This window comes from Pseudomonas sp. NPDC090201 (assembly GCF_044746825.1).
GTDB lineage: Bacteria > Pseudomonadota > Gammaproteobacteria > Pseudomonadales > Pseudomonadaceae > Aquipseudomonas > Aquipseudomonas putida_AD.
This window is the reverse complement of sequence record NZ_JBIVCX010000002.1, coordinates 566151-584204: the sequence shown is the minus strand read 5'-3', so window position 1 is coordinate 584204 and position 18054 is coordinate 566151. Positions and strand designations below refer to the sequence as shown.

Here is an 18054-nt window from a genome sequence, read left to right as displayed (position 1 = left end):
AATTCTTGCGTAAAAAATAAATAACAGGGCTGTTGTGATCTTTTTACGAACGATCACGGCCGGTCCTGATCCGTATAAAAATTCTTAAAGGTTGCTTCCATGAGCAGTACCCCAAACTCTTCGAACCTCGATCAGGGGCTCAAATCGCGGCACATCACCATGCTGTCCATTGCGGGTGTGATCGGTGCCGGTCTTTTCGTGGGTTCCGGCCATGCCATCGCGGAAGCGGGCCCGGCTGTTCTGCTGGCTTATGCCGCCGCCGGTACGCTGGTGGTGCTGGTAATGCGCATGCTGGCCGAGATGGCGATTGCATCGCCTGACACCGGCTCGTTCTCGACGTACGCCGACCGTGCCATCGGTCACTGGGCCGGTTTCACTATCGGCTGGCTGTACTGGTGGTTCTGGGTGCTGGTGATCCCGCTGGAGGCCAACGCCGCTGCGACCATCCTGCATGCGTGGTTCCCGAACGTGGCGATCTGGGTCTTCACCCTGGTGATTACCCTGCTGCTGACCGCAACCAACCTGTTCAGCGTGAAGAACTACGGCGAGTTCGAGTTCTGGTTTGCGCTGATCAAGGTATTGGCGATCATCGGCTTCGTGATTCTGGGCGTTGCAGCGGTGTTCGGCCTGCTGCCAAACAGCCAGGTCAGCGGCGTGAGCCACCTGTTCGACACCAACGGTTTCCTGCCTAACGGCATGGGCGCAGTGCTGGCAGCGATGCTGACCACCATGTTCTCGTTCATGGGCACCGAGATCGTGACCATCGCGGCGGCCGAATCGAAGAACCCGAGCGAGCAAATCACCAAGGCCACCAACTCGGTGATCTGGCGGATCTGCCTGTTCTACCTGGTCTCGATCTTCCTGGTCGTCGCGCTGGTGCCTTGGAATGACAGCCGTCTGGCTCAGGTCGGTTCCTACCAGACCGTGCTCGACCTGATGGGTATTCCGAACGCCAAGCTGATCGTCGACATCGTGGTGCTGGTCGCGGTCACCAGTTGCCTGAACTCGGCGCTGTACACCGCTTCGCGCATGCTGTTCTCCCTGGGCAAGCGCGGCGATGCACCTGCTGTTTCCCAGCGCACCAGCAAGGCCGGTACCCCGTACTGGGCGGTCATGCTGTCCACCGCAGCGGCCTTCGCTGCCGTGTTTGCCAACTACGTCGCCCCGGCTGCCGTGTTCGACTTCCTGCTGGCCAGCTCCGGCGCCATCGCTCTGCTGGTGTACCTGGTGATTGCCGTCTCGCAACTGCGCATGCGCCGCAAACGTGAGGCCGAAGGCCAGACCATCGCCTTCCGCATGTGGCTGTTCCCGGTTCTGACCTGGGCGGTGATCGTGTTCATCGTTGGCGTGCTGACCATCATGCTGTTCCAGGACGCCCACCGCATGGAAATCATCGCCACGGGCCTGCTGAGTATCATGGTCGTGGCTGCCGGCCTGATCGTGTCGAGCCGCCGCAAGGCCGTGAAGGCCGGGAAGGTTGTGCTGAATTGATGGGTGATTGAGCCCGCGGCATTTCGCGGGCTCGAACCACCTCTGTAGGAGCGCGCTTGCCCGCGACGGCGGTGTTTCAGATATGGATTTAGCGTCTGACGCAACCCGGTCGCGGGCAAGCGCGCTCCTACAGTTTGATGTCAGCGTCCGGTCATGCGTCCCAGCACCGACCGCCCCCGCACCTGGTGCATCACTACTGCCGCCAGATGCAGCGCCACCAACCCCGCCAGAATCGCGCACAGCACGTGATGCAGTTCATGTAGCTGCATGAGCGCGATCTTCGAGTGAATCAGCTGAGGCAGCGGCACAAGCGCCAGCAGCGTGACCGGATGGCTCATCATCAGCACGCCCGTGATCAATACACCTGAAACCGCAGCGTAAATCGCCTTGTGGGCCGCTGAAGCGAGGCGTTCCTGTGCCGTGCTGTTCGTGTGCGAAGGCCGTGCCTTGATGGCCAGCCACAGGCGCCAGGCGAAGAAGGGGATGAACAGGCTGGTGATCTGCGGATTGAACGACTCGACCCATTGACGAAACGGATCGTTGGGGTCCAGCAGCACCACGCCAAAGCCACTGAAAGTGGCCCAGAGGATGATGGCGGCGGACAGCCAGTGCAGCGCGATTCGGGGTTTGGAGTAGCGGCTCGCTTCATCCGGTCGGGATGAAGGGGAGTGGGGATGTGTCAAAACGGTAGCCTTAGTGAGAAGGAATTGCATTCTCGTAGTGGCGCAAAGCTACCGTCTTGATACGGGTCATGTAAATCAAAAATCGGTTAGAAGCGACGGTTCGTGTCCCGCGCGTTCTTCTTCTCAAGGATCTGCGAGGCCTCGCCATAGGCTTTCTGGAAGGCATCGCTGCCAATCCATTCCACGGCTGTGTCTTCGTCTTCGTCGTGGAAGATACCGCGATAGGTAATCAGCAGCCCCATCATGAAATCGGTGGCCGGCTCCTCGTCTTCCTCGGCGATGACCAGTTCCAGCACCGGGTATTGCAGGAACACCACGCACATCGCCAGCAGACTGACCGCCTCGCCTTTTTTCATCGCCTCGAACAGGTCTTCGAAGTCGGCGGGGTCGAAGCCGTTCTCTTCGATGTCCTTGAAGTCGAAGGTCGAGAGGTCAATGGCCACGTCATCGAACGGCTCATCGACAAAGGCGTGATTGAGCACCGGATGGACCGTGCTCGGCTTGCCCTTGCCCGAACGGTTTTGCTTGGCCTTGGCTTTGGCCCGCTGGGCGCGCTTTTGCTGTTTGTCTGGGGAGGCCATGACGGCAGTTCCTTGTCTGGTGCAGCCATTTTCATGGCCCGGGGTTATCGGGCGCATATTGTATTCACTTTCTTCCCGGATAGAGACAGTGATCGGGATCCAGCCAGACTACAAAGAATACGTGATCGACAAAAAAGCCATGGATGCGTCCGTGGAGATTGGCGCTCACGGCAAACTGGAAGGGGGTGCTGCTGCGCAATTGTTCGTTCAGGTGGGCAGGGATGCCGGCGCGAATCGGGGAGTCCGACTTGGGTAGGCGTCCTGCCCTCATCACTGCTCCTTAGTGTTCGGTGCGCGACATCTCTGTGTAGAAGGCGCAGGTCAGAGCCTTGTCGATAGGTGCAGTGCAGCTGGCATCAAGGGGGAGATTGCCTCTTGCAGTCTTCCAGGGCGCTTCCTGATGAGTCAGTTGCTCCAGCTCGTATGCGGAAAACCCGCCGAACACCTGGTAGACATCGTTCAGAAAGGCTTGCACCTGCGCCGGGAGGTCCGGTTTTTCGGCGTCACAGGGTATAGGGTTCCACTTGTGCACGCTGAACCGGACATAGGTTTCCCGGTGGACCGGGCCATGCACCCATGCCTCGAAAGGTGCGCCTATGAGCTCTTCGCCCTCATGCATGACCATGTGCCACGCGTCTGCGTAGAACATCAGCTTCTGCAGTTTCAAGGGGGTCAGCAGATCGCCATGCTCTTTGGCAAACCACAAAAGGTAGTCTGCGACTCCATTTGCTGTGCTGGCAGCCATGAATAGCTTCCTTGGTTGGGATGGCTCGACGTTAGGTTCTGCTTGCATCTGATGTCAATTGATCCTGGTTCGGATTTGAAGGCCCGAGAGCCGGGTCGCATGGCTGGACTATAGGCCAGATGGCGGCGGGCAGGATCGTTTCGCGGGGTGGGCTGAGAAATTCAGACAGGTCTGAAGGCAGGGGTGGAAGTGGTTACCGCTCCAGCCCAAAGCTTCCTACAAAATTCAGTCCAGAGGGCCAGCTCCGGCATCGGCGGATTCAATTGCCGAATCGTGCCCAATAAAAAACCCCTGAATCTTTCGATGCAGGGGTTTTTCGGTATTTGGTGCCCAGAGACGGAATCGAACCGCCGACACGGGGATTTTCAATCCCCTGCTCTACCGACTGAGCTATCTGGGCAACGGGGCGCATTAAACGTGTTTTTCAGGAGGTCGTCAAGAAAGTTTTTGAAAAAAAATCGAATTATTTCCTTCGCTTACGTTTGACGCCTTCTGGACGGGGTCATTCGGACGGTGGAACGTAGCCTTCGGCCTTGGCGTATTCCTCGCCGGAGAGGTATTTGTCCATCTCGGTCTGGAGGAACTTGCGGTCTTCGGCGTTCATCATGTTCAGGCGACGCTCGTTGATGAGCAGGGTCTGGTGTTTCTGCCAGTCGGCCCAGGCTTTCTGCGAGACGTGGTTGTAGATGTCTTCGCCCTTGGCGCCCGGATAGGGTGGGCGCTCAAGGCCAGGCAGTTCTTCTTTGTACTTGCGGCACATTACGGTGCGGGTCATGGCGACTCTCCTGCATTCAATACGTCGGCTGCGTTTTGCAGCAGCTTCTTCACCGGGGCGGCCAGCCCCAGGCGCGGCGGGGTGGCGAGGTTATACCAGAGCCAGTCGTCCTCGGCCACGTGATGGGCGGTCTGCTGCACGCGCACCAGCCAAGGCTCGATGGTCAACTGGAAGTGGCTGAAGGTGTGCACCAGCCCCGGCAGCGGCTGATGGCCAGCGACGTCCAGTGCGTGCTGGTCGGCCAGGTGCTGCACGTCGCCGAAGTTGTCCAGCTCCGGCAGGCTCCAGAGACCGCCCCACAGGCCCGTGGAGGGGCGACGGTAAAGCAGGATCTCGCCGTCGCGGTTGGCGAACATCGGCATCAGGGTGCGCTTCTGCGGCACGGCCTTGCGCGGCTTGGGCACCGGGTAGCGGGTTTCCTGGCCGAGCATGTGCGCTTCGCAGCCGCGCTCCAGCGGGCACAGCAGGCAGCTGGGTTTGCTGCGGGTGCAGAGGGTGGCGCCCAGGTCCATCATCGCTTGAGTGTAGTGATTGACCCGGCTGTGGGGCGTGAACCGCTCGGCGGTCGCCCACATCTGTTTCGCAACCTTGGGCTCGCCCGGGTAGCCTTCCTGGGCCGTGAAGCGCGCCAGAACGCGTTTGACGTTGCCATCCAGGATCGGCGCGCGCAGGCCCATGCTGATGCTGGCGATCGCGCCTGCGGTGGACAGGCCGATGCCGGGCAATTCGGTGAGCTTTTCGACGTCACGGGGGAATTCGCCGCCGTGCTCGGCCATGACGATTTTCGCGGCCTTTTGCAGGTTGCGGGCGCGGGTGTAGTAGCCCAGACCGGTCCACAGGTGCAGCACTTCGTCTTCCGGCGCCTCGGCCAGCGCCTTGACGGTGGGCAGGGCGTCCATGAAGCGGTCGAAATAACCCAGCACGGTGCTGACCTGGGTCTGTTGCAGCATGATTTCCGACACCCAGACGCGGTAGGGGGTGATGTCGTGTTGCCAGGGTAGGTCGTGGCGGCCGTGACGGTCGTACCAGTCAAGGACGGCTGTGGAGAACTGCTCGGGTTGCATCGTGGTTCCGGTGTTCAGGAGTTTGAGCCGAATGAAAGCAAGGTAGGAGCGCGCTTGCCCGCGACCGCGGTGCGTCGATGACCACAAATGTCACAGACACACCGCCGTCGCGGGCAAGCGCGCTCCTACAAGCGTTCAGCGATTGTCCCTTAGATGGGGGCTGATTACCGCTTGAACAATCCCTTGAGCGCATCCTTGAGCTCGGGACTGACCTTGTCCCCGAGTTTTTCGTCGATCTTGTCGCCAATCCGGTCGCCGGCCATTTTCGCGGCGACCTTGCCCAGGCCTTCGTTGTCCAGGCGGCAGGCCTTGGCGCCCAGTTCGAGCGGGCCGCGGCACAGGACCGGCCATTCGATGCCGACGAAGCGCGGGTTCACCTCGCAGGCCGGATCCGGCATGTCGCTCTTGTCGCCTTCGATGATGACGCCGATGCGGTAGTTCATGCCCATCACGCGCAGGTCGATGTCGCCATCGCCGTTGACGGTCAGGCCCGGGGTGCGGACTTTCAGGTCCGGGTTGCTCGCCACGCCGTTGCGGAACACCAGGTTACCGTTCAACTGCTGGAACGGCGTGTCCTTGCCCCGCGGCTCGCCGCTCAAGGTCTTGCGGTTGAGCGTGGAGATGCCACGGCACAGCTGCTGTTCGAGGTTGGCATTGACCAGCACGCCGTCGTTCAGGGCGAAGCTGGCGGTGCCGTTGAGGCTTTCGACCAGTGCTTTCTGGCTGTTGCCCTTGGCGGTGACGTTGCTGTTGAGGTTCAACAGGCCGCGCAGGGGCGGGGTGGTGCCCTGGCTCTGGATGAAGTGCTCCACCGGCACCTTGGCGATGCGCGTCTGCACGGCCGCCAGCGGCACATCCGGGCGCACGTCGAGGTTGCCTTTGACTTCGAAATTGCCGTTGTAGAGATCGCCGCGCAGGCTGTCCACCGTGACCACGCCATCGAGCGCGGTGGTCTTGAGCACGGCGTTCTGGATCGGCAGTTTTTCGATAGTCAGCTTGCCGAAGTTCAGGTCGGCGTCCACATCCAGCTTGCGCAGGCGCTCGATCGGCAGCAGCCGCGCGTCGCTCCAGGCTTGCTGGGTCGGCTCGTTGGGCAGCGGCGTGGTGCCGGATGCGGCCAGTGCCTGGGCTTCGCCGCTCTGGACTTCGGACTTGCGCGCAGCGCCGGCAGCTTTCGACTGCTCGCTTTGCGGCGGACGATAGCGGTCGGCGTTGAAAGTGTCGGCCTTGAGTTGCAGGCGCAGCGACTGTTTGGCGAAGTCTTCCACCGCGACGTGGCCGGTGAAGGTGCTGTCATCGACCTTCAGCGTCAGGTCATCCAGCGACACACTGTTCTGGCTGGCGGCCAGTCGGGTGACCATTTCCAGTTTGGTCAGGCTGCCGTCACCCAGCGCTGGCGCGGGTTGGCCGACGCTGTCGAGGAAATCGCGCAGGTTGAACTGGGCGATGGACAGGCCGCCGCTCAGTTGCGGGGCCTTGTCCAGGTCACGCACGTGCAGCTCGCCGATGGCGCGCAACTGGTTGGCCGAGAGCTTCAGGTTGGTCCATTCCGCAACGTTGGCCGACATGTCCGCCAGCAACTGGCCCTGGGCCGAGAACGTCAGGGTCTTGCCCTGCAGCGGATCGCCCGCCGCTTCGCCGGAGAGACGCATGTCATCGAACTGGTAGCGCTTGAGCGCACGGTCGAAGCGCAGCTTGCCGGTCAATTCGGTCTTGGTGCGAACCACTGGCTGGTTGGTGCTGAGGAATGCGGTCAGCTTGACCGGGATGTCAGTGGCGTTATGCACAGGCCCGGTGCTCAGTTGAATGCTTTCGGCGGTGAATTGCCGGGCTTTCTGCATGTCATTGAAATGGACCCGGGCGTTGTTCACGGTCAGGCTGTCGATGTCCAGTTTGAGCGGCTGCCAGGTTCGTTCCGGCTTGGCGGTATCGGCCGTGCTCTCGGGCGCCGGGGCGGGTGCAGGCTGGGCCGGATCGACCGGTTTGGGCGGGACCTTGCCGATGTCTTCCCAGTTGCCGTGGCCGTTTTCGTCACGGGTCAGGGTCAGGTTCAGGCCTTCGACCCGCACGTCACTCATCTGCACTTCCTTGCGCAGCAAGGGCAGCACGCGCACCGAGAGGCCGAGCATCGTAAGGTCGGCGAACGGTTTGGTCGGCTCGTTCAGTGTGGCGATGCTGGCGTCGTGCAGCTCAAGGCCCAGCCAGGGGAACAGGCTCCAGCCGATGTCGCCGTTGAGGGTCAGCTCGACGTGCGCGCGGTCGCGGGCCAGTTTACGAATCTCGTCTTTGTAGTCGTTGGGATCAAACAGATGGGTCAAGGCGAAGCCGAGAGCCACTATGATCAGCAACAGCCCGAGAATGAATAGTCCCAGGATTTTGCCGAACGCTTTCATGGGCGAGTCCTTGTAATCGTGTCGTTCAAAATTTAGCCCGCGAGTATAGCGTTCTCACGCAGGCGCCGGGCCTTGATCGGCCTTGCGCGGTTGCAGGGGAATGTACGCAGAAAATCCGACAGCGGGGAAGTGCACTGATTCCGGCGCACTATGCTGTGGGTAGCAGCATGGCTTGCCGGCGGGTGGCGTCCCCCAGAGCGCTCCCGCCGGCAAGCCGTGCTGCTACGTGCCGGGGATTGCACCCAATTGTAGAGGGCGGTCGGCTTGAGCGATGACGAACGGCATAAAAAAGGTAGTGGCTAATTGATTTATGTCACCTGTGCGGTGGTAATCTCTCGCCCGTCGCAGCGCCCGCTGCGTCGAATTGTCACGTAATGAGGCTTTCTGCCGATAAAACTCCCGATGCTTGCGGCGTCAAGAGGGGTGGTAGATGCATTGCCGGAGTTCTTGCGTGGCACAACTAAAAATGGGGGCAAAACAATGAGTTCAAATGCTGCTCTGGGTGCATCCAACGCCCAGCCTGCGTTCTTGTCCAAAGAACGTATCATTGCCAAAAGCGGCTTCAACCGCTGGATGGTTCCGCCGGCTGCGCTGGCAATTCACCTGTGTATCGGCATGGCCTACGGCTTCTCGGTGTTCTGGTTGCCGCTGTCCAAGGCAATCGGCATCAAGACCGCTGTCGCCTGCGCGCCGGACATGGGCTTCTTCGAGCAGATCTTCTCGTCCAGCTGCGACTGGCCGATCTCGATGCTCGGCTGGATCTACACCCTGTTCTTCATCTTCCTGGGCTGCTCGGCAGCGATCTGGGGTGGCTGGCTGGAACACGCAGGCCCGCGCAAGGCCGGTGTCGTCTCGGCGCTGTGCTGGTGTGGCGGTCTGCTGATCTCGGCGCTGGGTGTCTATACCCACCAGATCTGGCTGATGTGGATCGGTTCGGGCGTGATCGGCGGTATCGGTCTGGGCCTGGGCTACATTTCGCCGGTCTCGACCCTGATCAAGTGGTTCCCGGATAAACGCGGGATGGCCACCGGTATGGCGATCATGGGCTTCGGCGGCGGCGCGATGGTGGGTGCTCCACTGGCGACCGCGCTGATGAGCCACTTCGCAACGCCTGAAAGCGTCGGCGTATGGCAGAGCTTCGTCGCCATGGCTGCGATCTACTTCGTCTTCATGATCGGCGGCGCCCTGCTGTACCGCGTTCCACCGACCGGCTGGAAGCCTGAAGGCTGGACCGCTCCGGCGAAGAAAGCCAACAACTCCATGGTCACCAGCCGTCACGTGCACGTGAGCGTGGCCTGGAAGACTCCGCAGTTCCGTCTGGTATGGCTGGTACTGTGCCTGAACGTTTCGGCGGGTATCGGCATCCTCGGCATGGCTTCGCCACTGTTGCAGGAAGTGTTCGGCGGCAAGCTGCTGGGCACCGATCAGGCTTTCGGTCAACTGGACGCCTCGCAACTGGCGGCCATCGCGGCCATCGCTGCGGGCTTCACCGGTCTGTTGAGCCTGTTCAACATCGGCGGTCGTTTCTTCTGGGCGTCGTTCTCCGACTACATCGGCCGCAAGACCACCTACTTCGTGTTCTTCGCCCTGGGCTTCCTGCTCTACGCCTCGGTACCGACCCTGAGCCACATCGGCAGCGTCGCGCTGTTCGTGGCGGCGTTCTGTGTGGTGCTGTCGATGTACGGCGGTGGTTTCGCAACCGTTCCGGCTTACCTGGCTGACCTGTTCGGTACGCAGATGGTTGGCGCGATCCATGGTCGCCTGCTGACTGCCTGGGCAGCCGCTGGCGTGCTGGGTCCGGTGCTGGTGAACTACCTGCGTGAGTATCAGTTGAGCCACGGCGTGGCCCGTGCCGATGCCTACGACATCACGTTGTACATCCTGGCTGGCCTGCTGGTGCTGGGTTTCATCTGCAACATGCTGGTGCGTCCGGTGGCGGACAAGTACTTCATGAGCGAAGAGCAATTGAAGGCTGAACAGGCCATCGGCCACGACGCAGGCGCTGACCACACCACTTCGCTGGAATGGAAAGCCGACCCGAGCACCAAGCCGCTGGCCGTTCTGGCCTGGCTGGCAGTGGGCATCCCGCTGGCATGGGGCGTGTGGATCACTCTGCAGAAGACTGCGGTGTTGTTCCACTAAGCCGGTGGTTTCGGCTTGCTTGCGGTAGCGGTTGCAAGATCGCTCCCGCCGGCAAGCCGTGCTGCTACGGGGTGGCTAACCCCTGACCTGTAGGAGCGCGCTTGCCCGCGACGGCGATGTCCCTGTGGCATCTGTGTTGACTGACACGCCGCCGTCGCGGGCAAGCGCGCTCCTACAGTCGTTTGTACAGACATGTATATCTTCGTAACTCGCTGATTCTCTCCGTCGCCCATAACACGCTTCGTGTTTCTGTTTCCCCTCCACACGCCTATAATGTCCGCCTTTTCGCCCAATGATTTTGCGGAGCTGGTGATGGCCGAACGTAAGGCGTTCGTCGAGCGCGACACCCTGGAGACCCAGGTCAAAGCCTCGATCAACCTGGATGGCACCGGAAAGGCCCGATTCAATATCGGTGTGCCTTTTCTTGAACACATGCTCGACCAGATCGCCCGTCACGGGTTGATCGACATCGAACTCGATTGCAAAGGCGACCTTGAAATCGACGACCACCACACCGTGGAAGACGTCGGTATCACGCTGGGCCAGGCCTTCAGCAAGGCCATCGGCGACAAGAAAGGCATCCGTCGCTACGGCCACGCCTATGTGCCGCTCGATGAAGCGCTGTCGCGCGTGGTCATCGACTTCTCTGGCCGTCCGGGCCTGCAGATGCACGTGCCATACACCCGCGCCACCGTGGGCGGTTTCGACGTGGACCTGTTCCAGGAGTTCTTCCAGGGCTTCGTCAACCACGCCAACGTCACTCTGCACATCGACAACCTGCGCGGTCACAACACCCACCACCAGATCGAAACCGTGTTCAAGGCGTTCGGTCGCGCGCTGCGCATGGCCGTCGAACTCGACGATCGCATGGCCGGGCAAATGCCTTCGACCAAGGGCGTGCTGTAATGCAGACGGTTGCAGTTATCGACTACGGCATGGGTAACCTGCACTCGGTGGCCAAGGCCCTTGAGCACGTGGGCGCTGGCCGTGTGCTGATCACCAGCGACGCCGACGTGATCCGTGAAGCCGACCGCATCGTGTTTCCAGGTGTGGGCGCGATCCGCGACTGCATGGCTGAGATCCGCCGTCTGGGCTTCGATGACCTGGTGCGCGAAGTCAGCCAGGACCGTCCGTTTCTGGGCATCTGCGTCGGCATGCAGGCGCTGATGGACCGCAGCGAAGAGAACGATGGCGTCGATTGCATCGGCCTGTTCCCGGGCCAGGTGCGTTTCTTCGGCAAGGATCTGCACGAAGACGGCCAGCACCTGAAAGTCCCGCACATGGGCTGGAACGAAGTGACACAGGCAGTGGATCACCCGCTGTGGCACGGCATTCCTGACAAGGCGCGGTTCTATTTCGTACATAGCTACTACATCGAATCGCCGAACCCGCGCCAGATCGTCGGACGTGGCCACTACGGTCGCGACTTCGCCGCCGCACTGGCCGACGGCTCGCGCTTTGCGGTGCAGTTCCACCCCGAGAAGAGCCATACCCATGGCCTGCAATTGCTGCAGAACTTCGCCGCGTGGGACGGTCGCTGGTAATGAGCAAGAAGAACAAGCGGCCGATCCTGACCCTCACTCCCGAGCAGGAGAGCGAGGCGTGCCACAAGATCAAGCGGTTCATGGAGGATCGCTTCGAGCTGGACCTGGGTTCGTTCGAAGCGGCCGAAATCCTTGAATTGTTCACCCGCGAAATTGCCCCGCACTATTACAACCGAGCGATCTTCGATGTTCAGGCGCACTTGAAAGAGCGGTTCGAAAGCATCGAAAGCGACGTTTGGGCGCTCGAGAAAAATTAAAGGCAGCGACAAGCTTCAAGCTTAAAGCTGCAAGACTGATTTACGCGTGCCTGCTTGCAGCTTACGGCTTGCAGCTTGCAGCTCTTTTGACAAAGGAAAAAGCATGCTGATTATCCCCGCTATCGACCTTAAAGACGGTGCCTGCGTGCGCCTGCGCCAGGGCCGCATGGAAGATTCCACGGTGTTCTCCGATGACCCTGTCAGCATGGCTGCCAAGTGGGTCGACGGTGGCTGCCGCCGTCTGCATCTGGTCGATCTGAACGGCGCGTTCGAAGGTCAGCCGGTCAACGGCGAGGTGGTCACGGCCATCGCCAGGCGTTATCCGAACCTGCCGATCCAGATCGGCGGCGGCATTCGTTCGCTGGAAACCATCGAGCACTACGTCAAGGCGGGCGTGAGCTACGTCATCATCGGCACCAAGGCGGTCAAGGAACCTGAGTTCGTCGCCGAAGCCTGCCGCGCATTCCCGGGCAAGGTCATCGTCGGCCTGGACGCCAAGGACGGTTTCGTTGCCACCGACGGCTGGGCTGAAGTCAGCTCGGTTCAGGTGATCGATCTGGCCAAGCGTTTCGAAGCCGACGGCGTCTCGGCCATCGTCTACACCGACATCGCCAAAGACGGCATGATGCAAGGCTGCAACGTGCCGTTCACCGCAGCCTTGGCAGCGGCGACCAGGATCCCGGTGATCGCTTCGGGCGGCATCCACAACCTGGGTGACATCAAGGCGCTGCTGGACGCCAAGGCACCGGGCATCATCGGCGCGATCACCGGCCGTGCGATCTACGAAGGCACGCTGGACGTCGCCGAAGCGCAGGCGTTCTGCGACCAGTACGCGGTCTGATTTGTAGGAGCGCGCTTGCCCGCGATGGCGGTGTGTCAGTCCCGGATGTGCGACTGATGTTCCGTGGTCGCGGGCAAGCGCGCTCCTACAGGTGTTCCAAATTTCAGAGGTTGACCCCCAATGGCCCTCGCCAAACGTATTATTCCCTGCCTGGACGTCGACAACGGTCGCGTGGTCAAGGGTGTGAAGTTCGAGAATATCCGCGATGCCGGTGATCCGGTCGAGATCGCCCGTCGTTACGATGAGCAGGGTGCCGACGAGATTACCTTTCTCGACATCACCGCCAGCGTCGATGGCCGCGACACCACGCTGCACACCGTCGAGCGCATGGCCAGCCAGGTGTTCATCCCGCTGACCGTGGGTGGCGGCGTGCGTACCGTGCAGGACATCCGCAACCTGCTCAACGCCGGTGCCGACAAGGTCTCGATCAACACCGCTGCCGTGTTCAACCCCGAGTTCGTGGGTGAGGCGGCGGCGCGTTTCGGTTCGCAGTGCATCGTCGTGGCCATCGACGCCAAGAAGGTGTCTGGCCCTGGCGAAACCCCGCGCTGGGAAATCTTCACCCATGGCGGGCGCAAGCCGACCGGTCTGGATGCGGTGGAGTGGGCCAAGAAGATGGAAGGCCTGGGCGCTGGCGAGATCCTGCTGACCAGCATGGACCAGGACGGCATGAAGAACGGCTTCGACCTGGGCGTGACCCGTGCAATCAGCGACGCGCTGGGCATCCCGGTAATCGCTTCGGGTGGCGTGGGCAACCTGCAGCATCTGGCTGACGGCGTCATCGAAGGCCACGCCAGCGCTGTGCTGGCTGCGAGCATTTTCCACTTCGGCGAGTACACCGTTCCCGAGGCCAAGGCGTTCATGGCCAAGCAAGGCATCGTGGTTCGCTGATACTGAGCTGAAACACAAAACCTGTGGGAGCGAGCTTGCTCGCGAAGGCGATGGTATGAGCAATGACTATGTGTCGTTCATGCCGACCTCTTCGCGAGCAAGCTCGCTCCCACAGGTTTAGTTGGTTCTGAAAGCGACCCCACCGACGCCCGACTGGACATTGCACCGTCTTGGCGGCACTCTCTTGCCGTCGTCAGGGTGGGGTGCCAGGGATATGTTCAAAGGTGTTGTTCTTGCGCTGATCAGCGTTGTCGCATTGCTCTCGGGCACCGTCAGGGCCCAGGACACGGCGCCCTATTCGATGGTGCTGCTGACCGAGAGTTTCCCGCCTTACAACATGGCCAACGACGGCAGGAATTTCGCCCAGGAAAACAACATCCAGGGCATCGCTGTCGAGATCGTCCGCGAGACGTTCAAGCGCGCCGGCATTGCCTACAACATGACACTGCGTTTTCCCTGGGAGCGAATCTACAAGCTCGCCCTGGAAAAGCCCGGCTATGGCGTGTTCGTTATGGCGCGAGTGGCCGAGCGCGAGAAGCTGTTCAAGTGGGTCGGCCCCATCGGCCCGGATGACTGGATCATGCTGGCGCGCGCCGACAGTCCGATTCAGCTCGAGTCCCTGGAGCAGGCCCGCAAATACCGGATTGGCGCGTACAAGGGCGATGTCATCGCCGAGGAACTGGGGCGCCAGGGCATGAAGCCGCTCACCGTGCTCAGTGACAAGGACAACGCCAGAAGGCTCGTGGAAGGGCAGATCGACCTGTGGGCCACGGGTGATCCTGCCGGGCGTTATCTGGCGCGCCAGGAAGGCGTGACGGGGCTCAAGACCGTGTTGCGCTTCAACAGCGCGGAGTTGTTCCTGGCGCTGAACAAGGACACGCCCGACGAGGTGGTGCACAAGCTGCAGACCGCGCTGGATGAGCTGCGCAAGGAAGGGGCAGTGGACACGATTCTCGGGAAGTATCTCTAAACCACGCTTTGTAGGAGCGCGCTTGCCCGCGACCGCGGTGGGGCAATGCACGTAGATGTTGCAGACCCACCGAGGTCGCGGGCAAGCGCGCTCCTACCGTGGCTCTCGGTTTACCGATACACCCCATCCTTCCCATGCCCGGCCATCGCCTGATTGCCGCGGATGCTAATCATGTGGCGCAGTTCGATCCATTCGATGCCTTGGGCCTTGAGCTTGGGCAGCTCACGTTCCAGCACCTCCATGGTCACCGGATACGGATGGCCGATCATCACCGCTGAACCTTGCTTGTGGGCCAGTCGGATCGCGGTCTGCAACTGGCCGCTGATGGCTTCGGCGGTGCGTTCGTCGTCGAGGAACACATCCCTTGAAAGACTCGCCAGGCCGATTTTTTGCGCCTCTGCCGCGGCAACGGTCTTGGCGCTGGTGCGGCTGTCGACGAAGAACAGGTGACGGCGTTGCAGCTCGCCCACCAGCCAGGCCATCGCCACCGGCTCTGCGGTCATGCGGCTGCCTTCGTGGTTGTTGATGCCTGCCGCATACGGCACTTTCAGCAGCGCCGCGTTGAGGCGCGACTCAAGCTCGGTCAGCGGCAGGTCCGGACGCCAGGCGTAGGGCCCGGTGGCGGGGTCCATCGGCATGTGCAGCATGACCGTCCGGCCAGCCTTGTGGGCCTGGCGGGCGAAGTCGGTGGCGTGCGGGGTGTCGGGCATGATCGCCAGCGTCACGGGGCCGGGCAGGGCCAGCACGCGGCTGTCCTTTTCCGGGCTCTGCCCCAGGTCGTCGATGATCAGGCTCAAATAGGCCCGCGCAGGCTTCTTATCGTCGGTGGAAGATTGGCCAGGTGCCGCATGGGCAGCACCTGTCAGCACAGCGAGGGCCCAGACGAGCCCGGTCAACCAGAAGCGCATATCAATTGCCGCGTGTCACACTCAATCCCTTGAGCAGGCTCAGGGCCTGGTTCAACTGGTAGTCATCGTCCTGGGGACGCGCCTTGCCAGCCTTGGATTTGGTGGTCGGTTTGTCCGCCCCGCCGTTGCCGTTGCCCAGGTGGCCGAGCAGGTCGGCTTCCTTGTAGTTCTCGCCATCGGCTTCGGTGGTGAGCTTGCCACGTTTGACTTCGATGTCCGGGATGATGCCCTGGGCCTGGATCGAGCGGCCGTTCGGCGTGAAGTACAGCGCCGTGGTGATCTTCAAGGCGCGGTCGTTGGCCAGTGGCAGCACGGTCTGCACCGAGCCCTTGCCGAACGAATCGGTGCCCATCAGGATGCCGCGTTTCTGGTCCTGCAGGGCGCCGGCAACGATCTCAGACGCCGAGGCACTGCCGCCGTTGATCAGCACCACCAGTGGCGCGCCTTCGCTGGCGTCGGCAGGGTCTGCCGAGAAGCGCAGTTCGGAATTGGCGATACGGCCCTTGGTGTAGACGATCAGGCCCTTGGTCAGGAAATGGTCGGCGACTTCGACCGCCGCCTGCAGCACGCCGCCCGGGTTGTTACGCAAGTCCAGGATCAGGCCGTTCATCTTCTTGCCGTTGTCCTTGCGCAGCTTGGCCAGCGCCTTGCCCACTTCCTCGCCGGTTTTCACCTGGAACTGGGTGATGCGGATGTAGCCGTAGCCAGGCTCGAGCATCTGCGACTTCACGCTCTTGACCTGAATGGTCGCGCGGGCCAGCGTCACGTCGAACGGGTTGCCGCCGTCGCGCACCAGCGTCAGGGTGATTTTCTCGCCGATCTTGCCGCGCATCTTGTCGACCGCTTCCTGCATGGTCTGACCCTGGGTCGGCGCGCCGTTGATCTTGACGATCAGGTCGCCCGCCTCGATGCCGGCCTTGGACGCCGGGGTGTCATCGATCGGCGAGACCACCTTGATGAAGCCGTCCTCGACGCCCACTTCGATGCCCAGGCCGCCGAATTCGCCGCTGGTGCTTTCCTGCAGCTCCTGGAAGTCTTCCGGGCCCAGGTAGGCGGAGTGCGGGTCAAGGTTGCTCAGCATGCCCTTGATGGCGTTTTCCAGCAGGGTCTTGTCATCCACCGGCTCGACGTACGCGGCCTTGATCCGGTCCATCACCTCGGCGAAGGTGCGCAGCTCGTCGAGCGGCAGCGGCGCCTTGAGGTTCGCGGCGTTGGCAGGCGCGGATGCAGCAGCGGCAGGCGTCGCAGCGGGGGCGGCACCGGCGGCCATGGCCTGCGGAGCACCGATAACCACGGCGATGGTCAGGGCCAGCGAGGTGAGGCGGGACGAAAACGGCATCTCTTACGAACTCCTGAGTGAGGCGTCGACTTATCCTTGAGTGCGACACCATTGGGCCGGATCACTTGGGCGACCCTGCTGACGAATAGCGAAATACAGCGCCGGAGTGTCCTGACCGCCACCACTGTTGCCCACAGTGGCGATCGCTTCCCCGGCTTTTACAACGTCCCCAGCTTCCTTCAACAGACTCTGGTTGTGACCGTACAGACTCAAATAGCCGTTGCCGTGGTCGAGAATGACCAGAAGCCCGGCCCCGCGCAACCAGTCGGCGAAGACCACGCGACCACCATGCACAGCGTGTACCTGGCTGCCGGCAGAGGCGCTGATCATCACGCCATCCCACTTGGTCCGCTCGTCATCGCCGCGGGTTTCCCCGAAGCGCGCCAACAATCGACCATCGACAGGCCAGGGAAGTTTTCCCTTTGCCGCTTCAAATGCGCCACCAAATGACTGACCGGCGCTGGAAACCAGTGCGCCGGGGGCCCTTGTCGGCTTGCGCGGCGCTTCATCGCTGTCATCCTTGCCACGGCTTTTGGCCAGCGCTTCCTGTTGCTCACGCTGGCGCTTCTCGGCTTCCTGCTGGGCCAGGAGCGCTTTCTGACGCGCCTCTTCGGCTTCGCGGGCCTGACGGGCCAGGGTTTCTTCGATGGTCTTGAGGACTTTAGTCAGGTCTGCCTGATCCTGCTGGCGGGCCTGCAGTTTCTGATCGCGGGCCTTGTAGTCCTGGTTCAGCTTGGCCAGCGCGACCTGGCGCTCCTGGCGCACGGTGTCGAGCTGGGCTTTCTGGTCATCCAGCGTGCTCTTCTGCACCAGCAGCTGGGCCTGTTGCAGGTCGATGTCTTTTTCGACTTCGGCCAACTGGCGCAGGGTTTCGTTGAAGGTGCGCAATTGCGCAAGACGTGCCTGGCTCAGGTAATCGTAATAGGTGAGCGTGCGGGCGAATTTTTCGGGGTTCTGCTGGTTGAGCAGCAGTTTGAGGTATTCCTGGCGGCCATTCTGGTAGGCGGCGCGGGCCTGTATCGCAATCAGTCGTTGTTGTTCAACGCGTGCGCTCTGGAGTTTTTTTTTCTCCTGATCGAGCCTTTGCAGCTCGCTTTCACTCTTTTTTAGTTCCTTTTGCAGGGCCTCCACCTGCTTTTCCAGCTTGCCCATCTCGGTTTCAGTGGACCGCAGATCCTTCTGGACCCCGGATTTTTCTTCCTGCAACTGGCCCAGGGCCTTTTTCAGCTCGGTGATGTCCTGACGCGTGGCATCGAGCTGTTTCTGGGTTTGTGCGCGCTCATCGTCGGCGAAGGCCGGATTGAGCAGACAAATCAAGGCAAGGGCGATCAGGGCGCGGAGCATGGGGTTGGGCGATACCAGGAGTGAAGACGGGCTTAGTATGCCCGCCGATGGCGGCAAAAAAAACGCTCCGGGAGCGCGGCTTTCAG

At 61.6% G+C, this 18054-nt stretch carries 17 protein-coding genes and 1 tRNA gene; 8 read left to right on the top strand and 10 right to left on the bottom strand.

Features of this window, described 5'->3' with window-relative positions; all coding sequences use genetic code 11:
* Positions 1-99: 99 nt before the first annotated feature.
* On the top strand, positions 100-1491 hold the full coding sequence (gabP, locus tag ACIPOO_RS08770) for a GABA permease (protein WP_400605926.1): 1392 nt from the start codon (positions 100-102) through the stop codon (positions 1489-1491).
* A gap of 140 nt (positions 1492-1631) precedes the next feature.
* On the opposite strand, the gene ACIPOO_RS08765 is transcribed toward gabP, so the two are convergent.
* From ACIPOO_RS08765 to ACIPOO_RS08735, 7 genes are all read right to left on the bottom strand, one after another.
* Entirely contained in the window at positions 1632-2174 is a 543-nt protein-coding gene (locus ACIPOO_RS08765) for a cytochrome b (protein ID WP_400605924.1), read from the bottom strand.
* An 86-nt stretch (positions 2175-2260) separates the two neighbouring features.
* Positions 2261-2755 (bottom strand): hypothetical protein, encoded by a 495-nt coding sequence (locus ACIPOO_RS08760; protein ID WP_400605922.1) that lies wholly within the window; start codon positions 2753-2755, stop codon positions 2261-2263.
* Positions 2756-3035: 280 nt separating this feature from the next.
* A complete protein-coding gene (locus ACIPOO_RS08755) occupies positions 3036-3500 on the bottom strand; it encodes a Panacea domain-containing protein (RefSeq protein WP_400605920.1) in 465 nt (154 codons plus the stop codon).
* Positions 3501-3824: 324 nt separating this feature from the next.
* Positions 3825-3900, bottom strand: a tRNA-Phe gene (locus ACIPOO_RS08750).
* Between the two features lie 102 nt (positions 3901-4002).
* Positions 4003-4275 (bottom strand): oxidative damage protection protein, encoded by a 273-nt coding sequence (locus ACIPOO_RS08745; protein ID WP_166594215.1) that lies wholly within the window; start codon positions 4273-4275, stop codon positions 4003-4005.
* Positions 4272-5339, bottom strand: a complete 1068-nt coding sequence (mutY, locus tag ACIPOO_RS08740) for an A/G-specific adenine glycosylase (protein ID WP_400605918.1) — start codon at positions 5337-5339, stop codon at positions 4272-4274. The genes ACIPOO_RS08745 and mutY overlap by 4 nt, the downstream gene beginning before the upstream one ends.
* Positions 5340-5503: 164 nt before the next feature.
* Positions 5504-7732: an AsmA family protein gene (locus ACIPOO_RS08735; RefSeq protein ID WP_400605916.1), complete on the bottom strand. Its 2229-nt coding sequence runs from the start codon at positions 7730-7732 to the stop codon at positions 5504-5506.
* Positions 7733-8212: 480 nt separating this feature from the next.
* Between ACIPOO_RS08735 and ACIPOO_RS08730 the strand changes: the two genes are divergently transcribed.
* The 7 genes from ACIPOO_RS08730 (at position 8213) to ACIPOO_RS08700 (ending at position 14377) form a co-directional block, all read left to right on the top strand.
* On the top strand, positions 8213-9874 hold the full coding sequence (locus ACIPOO_RS08730) for an OFA family MFS transporter (RefSeq protein WP_400605914.1): 1662 nt from the start codon (positions 8213-8215) through the stop codon (positions 9872-9874).
* A gap of 312 nt (positions 9875-10186) precedes the next feature.
* Complete coding sequence (gene hisB / locus ACIPOO_RS08725; RefSeq protein ID WP_081563617.1) at positions 10187-10780, top strand: imidazoleglycerol-phosphate dehydratase HisB; 594 nt, start codon at positions 10187-10189, stop codon at positions 10778-10780.
* Positions 10780-11418 (top strand): imidazole glycerol phosphate synthase subunit HisH, encoded by a 639-nt coding sequence (hisH, locus tag ACIPOO_RS08720; RefSeq protein WP_274133184.1) that lies wholly within the window; start codon positions 10780-10782, stop codon positions 11416-11418. Before hisB ends, hisH begins: the two co-directional genes overlap by 1 nt.
* Positions 11418-11675 (top strand): DUF2164 domain-containing protein, encoded by a 258-nt coding sequence (locus tag ACIPOO_RS08715; RefSeq protein WP_400605911.1) that lies wholly within the window; start codon positions 11418-11420, stop codon positions 11673-11675. The genes hisH and ACIPOO_RS08715 overlap by 1 nt, the downstream gene beginning before the upstream one ends.
* Before the next feature lie 103 nt (positions 11676-11778).
* Positions 11779-12516 carry a 1-(5-phosphoribosyl)-5-[(5-phosphoribosylamino)methylideneamino]imidazole-4-carboxamide isomerase gene (gene hisA, locus ACIPOO_RS08710; RefSeq protein WP_400605908.1) on the top strand — a complete coding sequence of 246 codons (738 nt, stop codon included), beginning with the start codon at positions 11779-11781 and terminating at the stop codon, positions 12514-12516.
* 120 nt (positions 12517-12636) lie between these two features.
* Positions 12637-13407: an imidazole glycerol phosphate synthase subunit HisF gene (gene hisF / locus ACIPOO_RS08705; RefSeq protein ID WP_274133182.1), complete on the top strand. Its 771-nt coding sequence runs from the start codon at positions 12637-12639 to the stop codon at positions 13405-13407.
* Between the two features lie 214 nt (positions 13408-13621).
* The gene (locus ACIPOO_RS08700) at positions 13622-14377 is read left to right on the top strand and encodes a substrate-binding periplasmic protein (RefSeq protein ID WP_400605905.1); all 756 of its coding nucleotides are present in this window, start codon (positions 13622-13624) and stop codon (positions 14375-14377) included.
* A 110-nt stretch (positions 14378-14487) separates the two neighbouring features.
* On the opposite strand, the gene ACIPOO_RS08695 is transcribed toward ACIPOO_RS08700, so the two are convergent.
* Genes ACIPOO_RS08695 through ACIPOO_RS08685 form a run of 3 tightly spaced genes read right to left on the bottom strand, consistent with a single transcriptional unit; the run spans position 14488 to position 17968 of the window.
* Positions 14488-15285, bottom strand: coding sequence for a divergent polysaccharide deacetylase family protein (locus tag ACIPOO_RS08695; RefSeq protein ID WP_274133180.1), 798 nt, complete (start codon positions 15283-15285; stop codon positions 14488-14490).
* A 1-nt stretch (position 15286) separates the two neighbouring features.
* Positions 15287-16624: a S41 family peptidase gene (locus tag ACIPOO_RS08690; RefSeq protein WP_274133179.1), complete on the bottom strand. Its 1338-nt coding sequence runs from the start codon at positions 16622-16624 to the stop codon at positions 15287-15289.
* A gap of 30 nt (positions 16625-16654) precedes the next feature.
* On the bottom strand, positions 16655-17968 hold the full coding sequence (locus ACIPOO_RS08685; RefSeq protein WP_400605901.1) for a murein hydrolase activator EnvC family protein: 1314 nt from the start codon (positions 17966-17968) through the stop codon (positions 16655-16657).
* Positions 17969-18054: the final 86 nt, after the last annotated feature.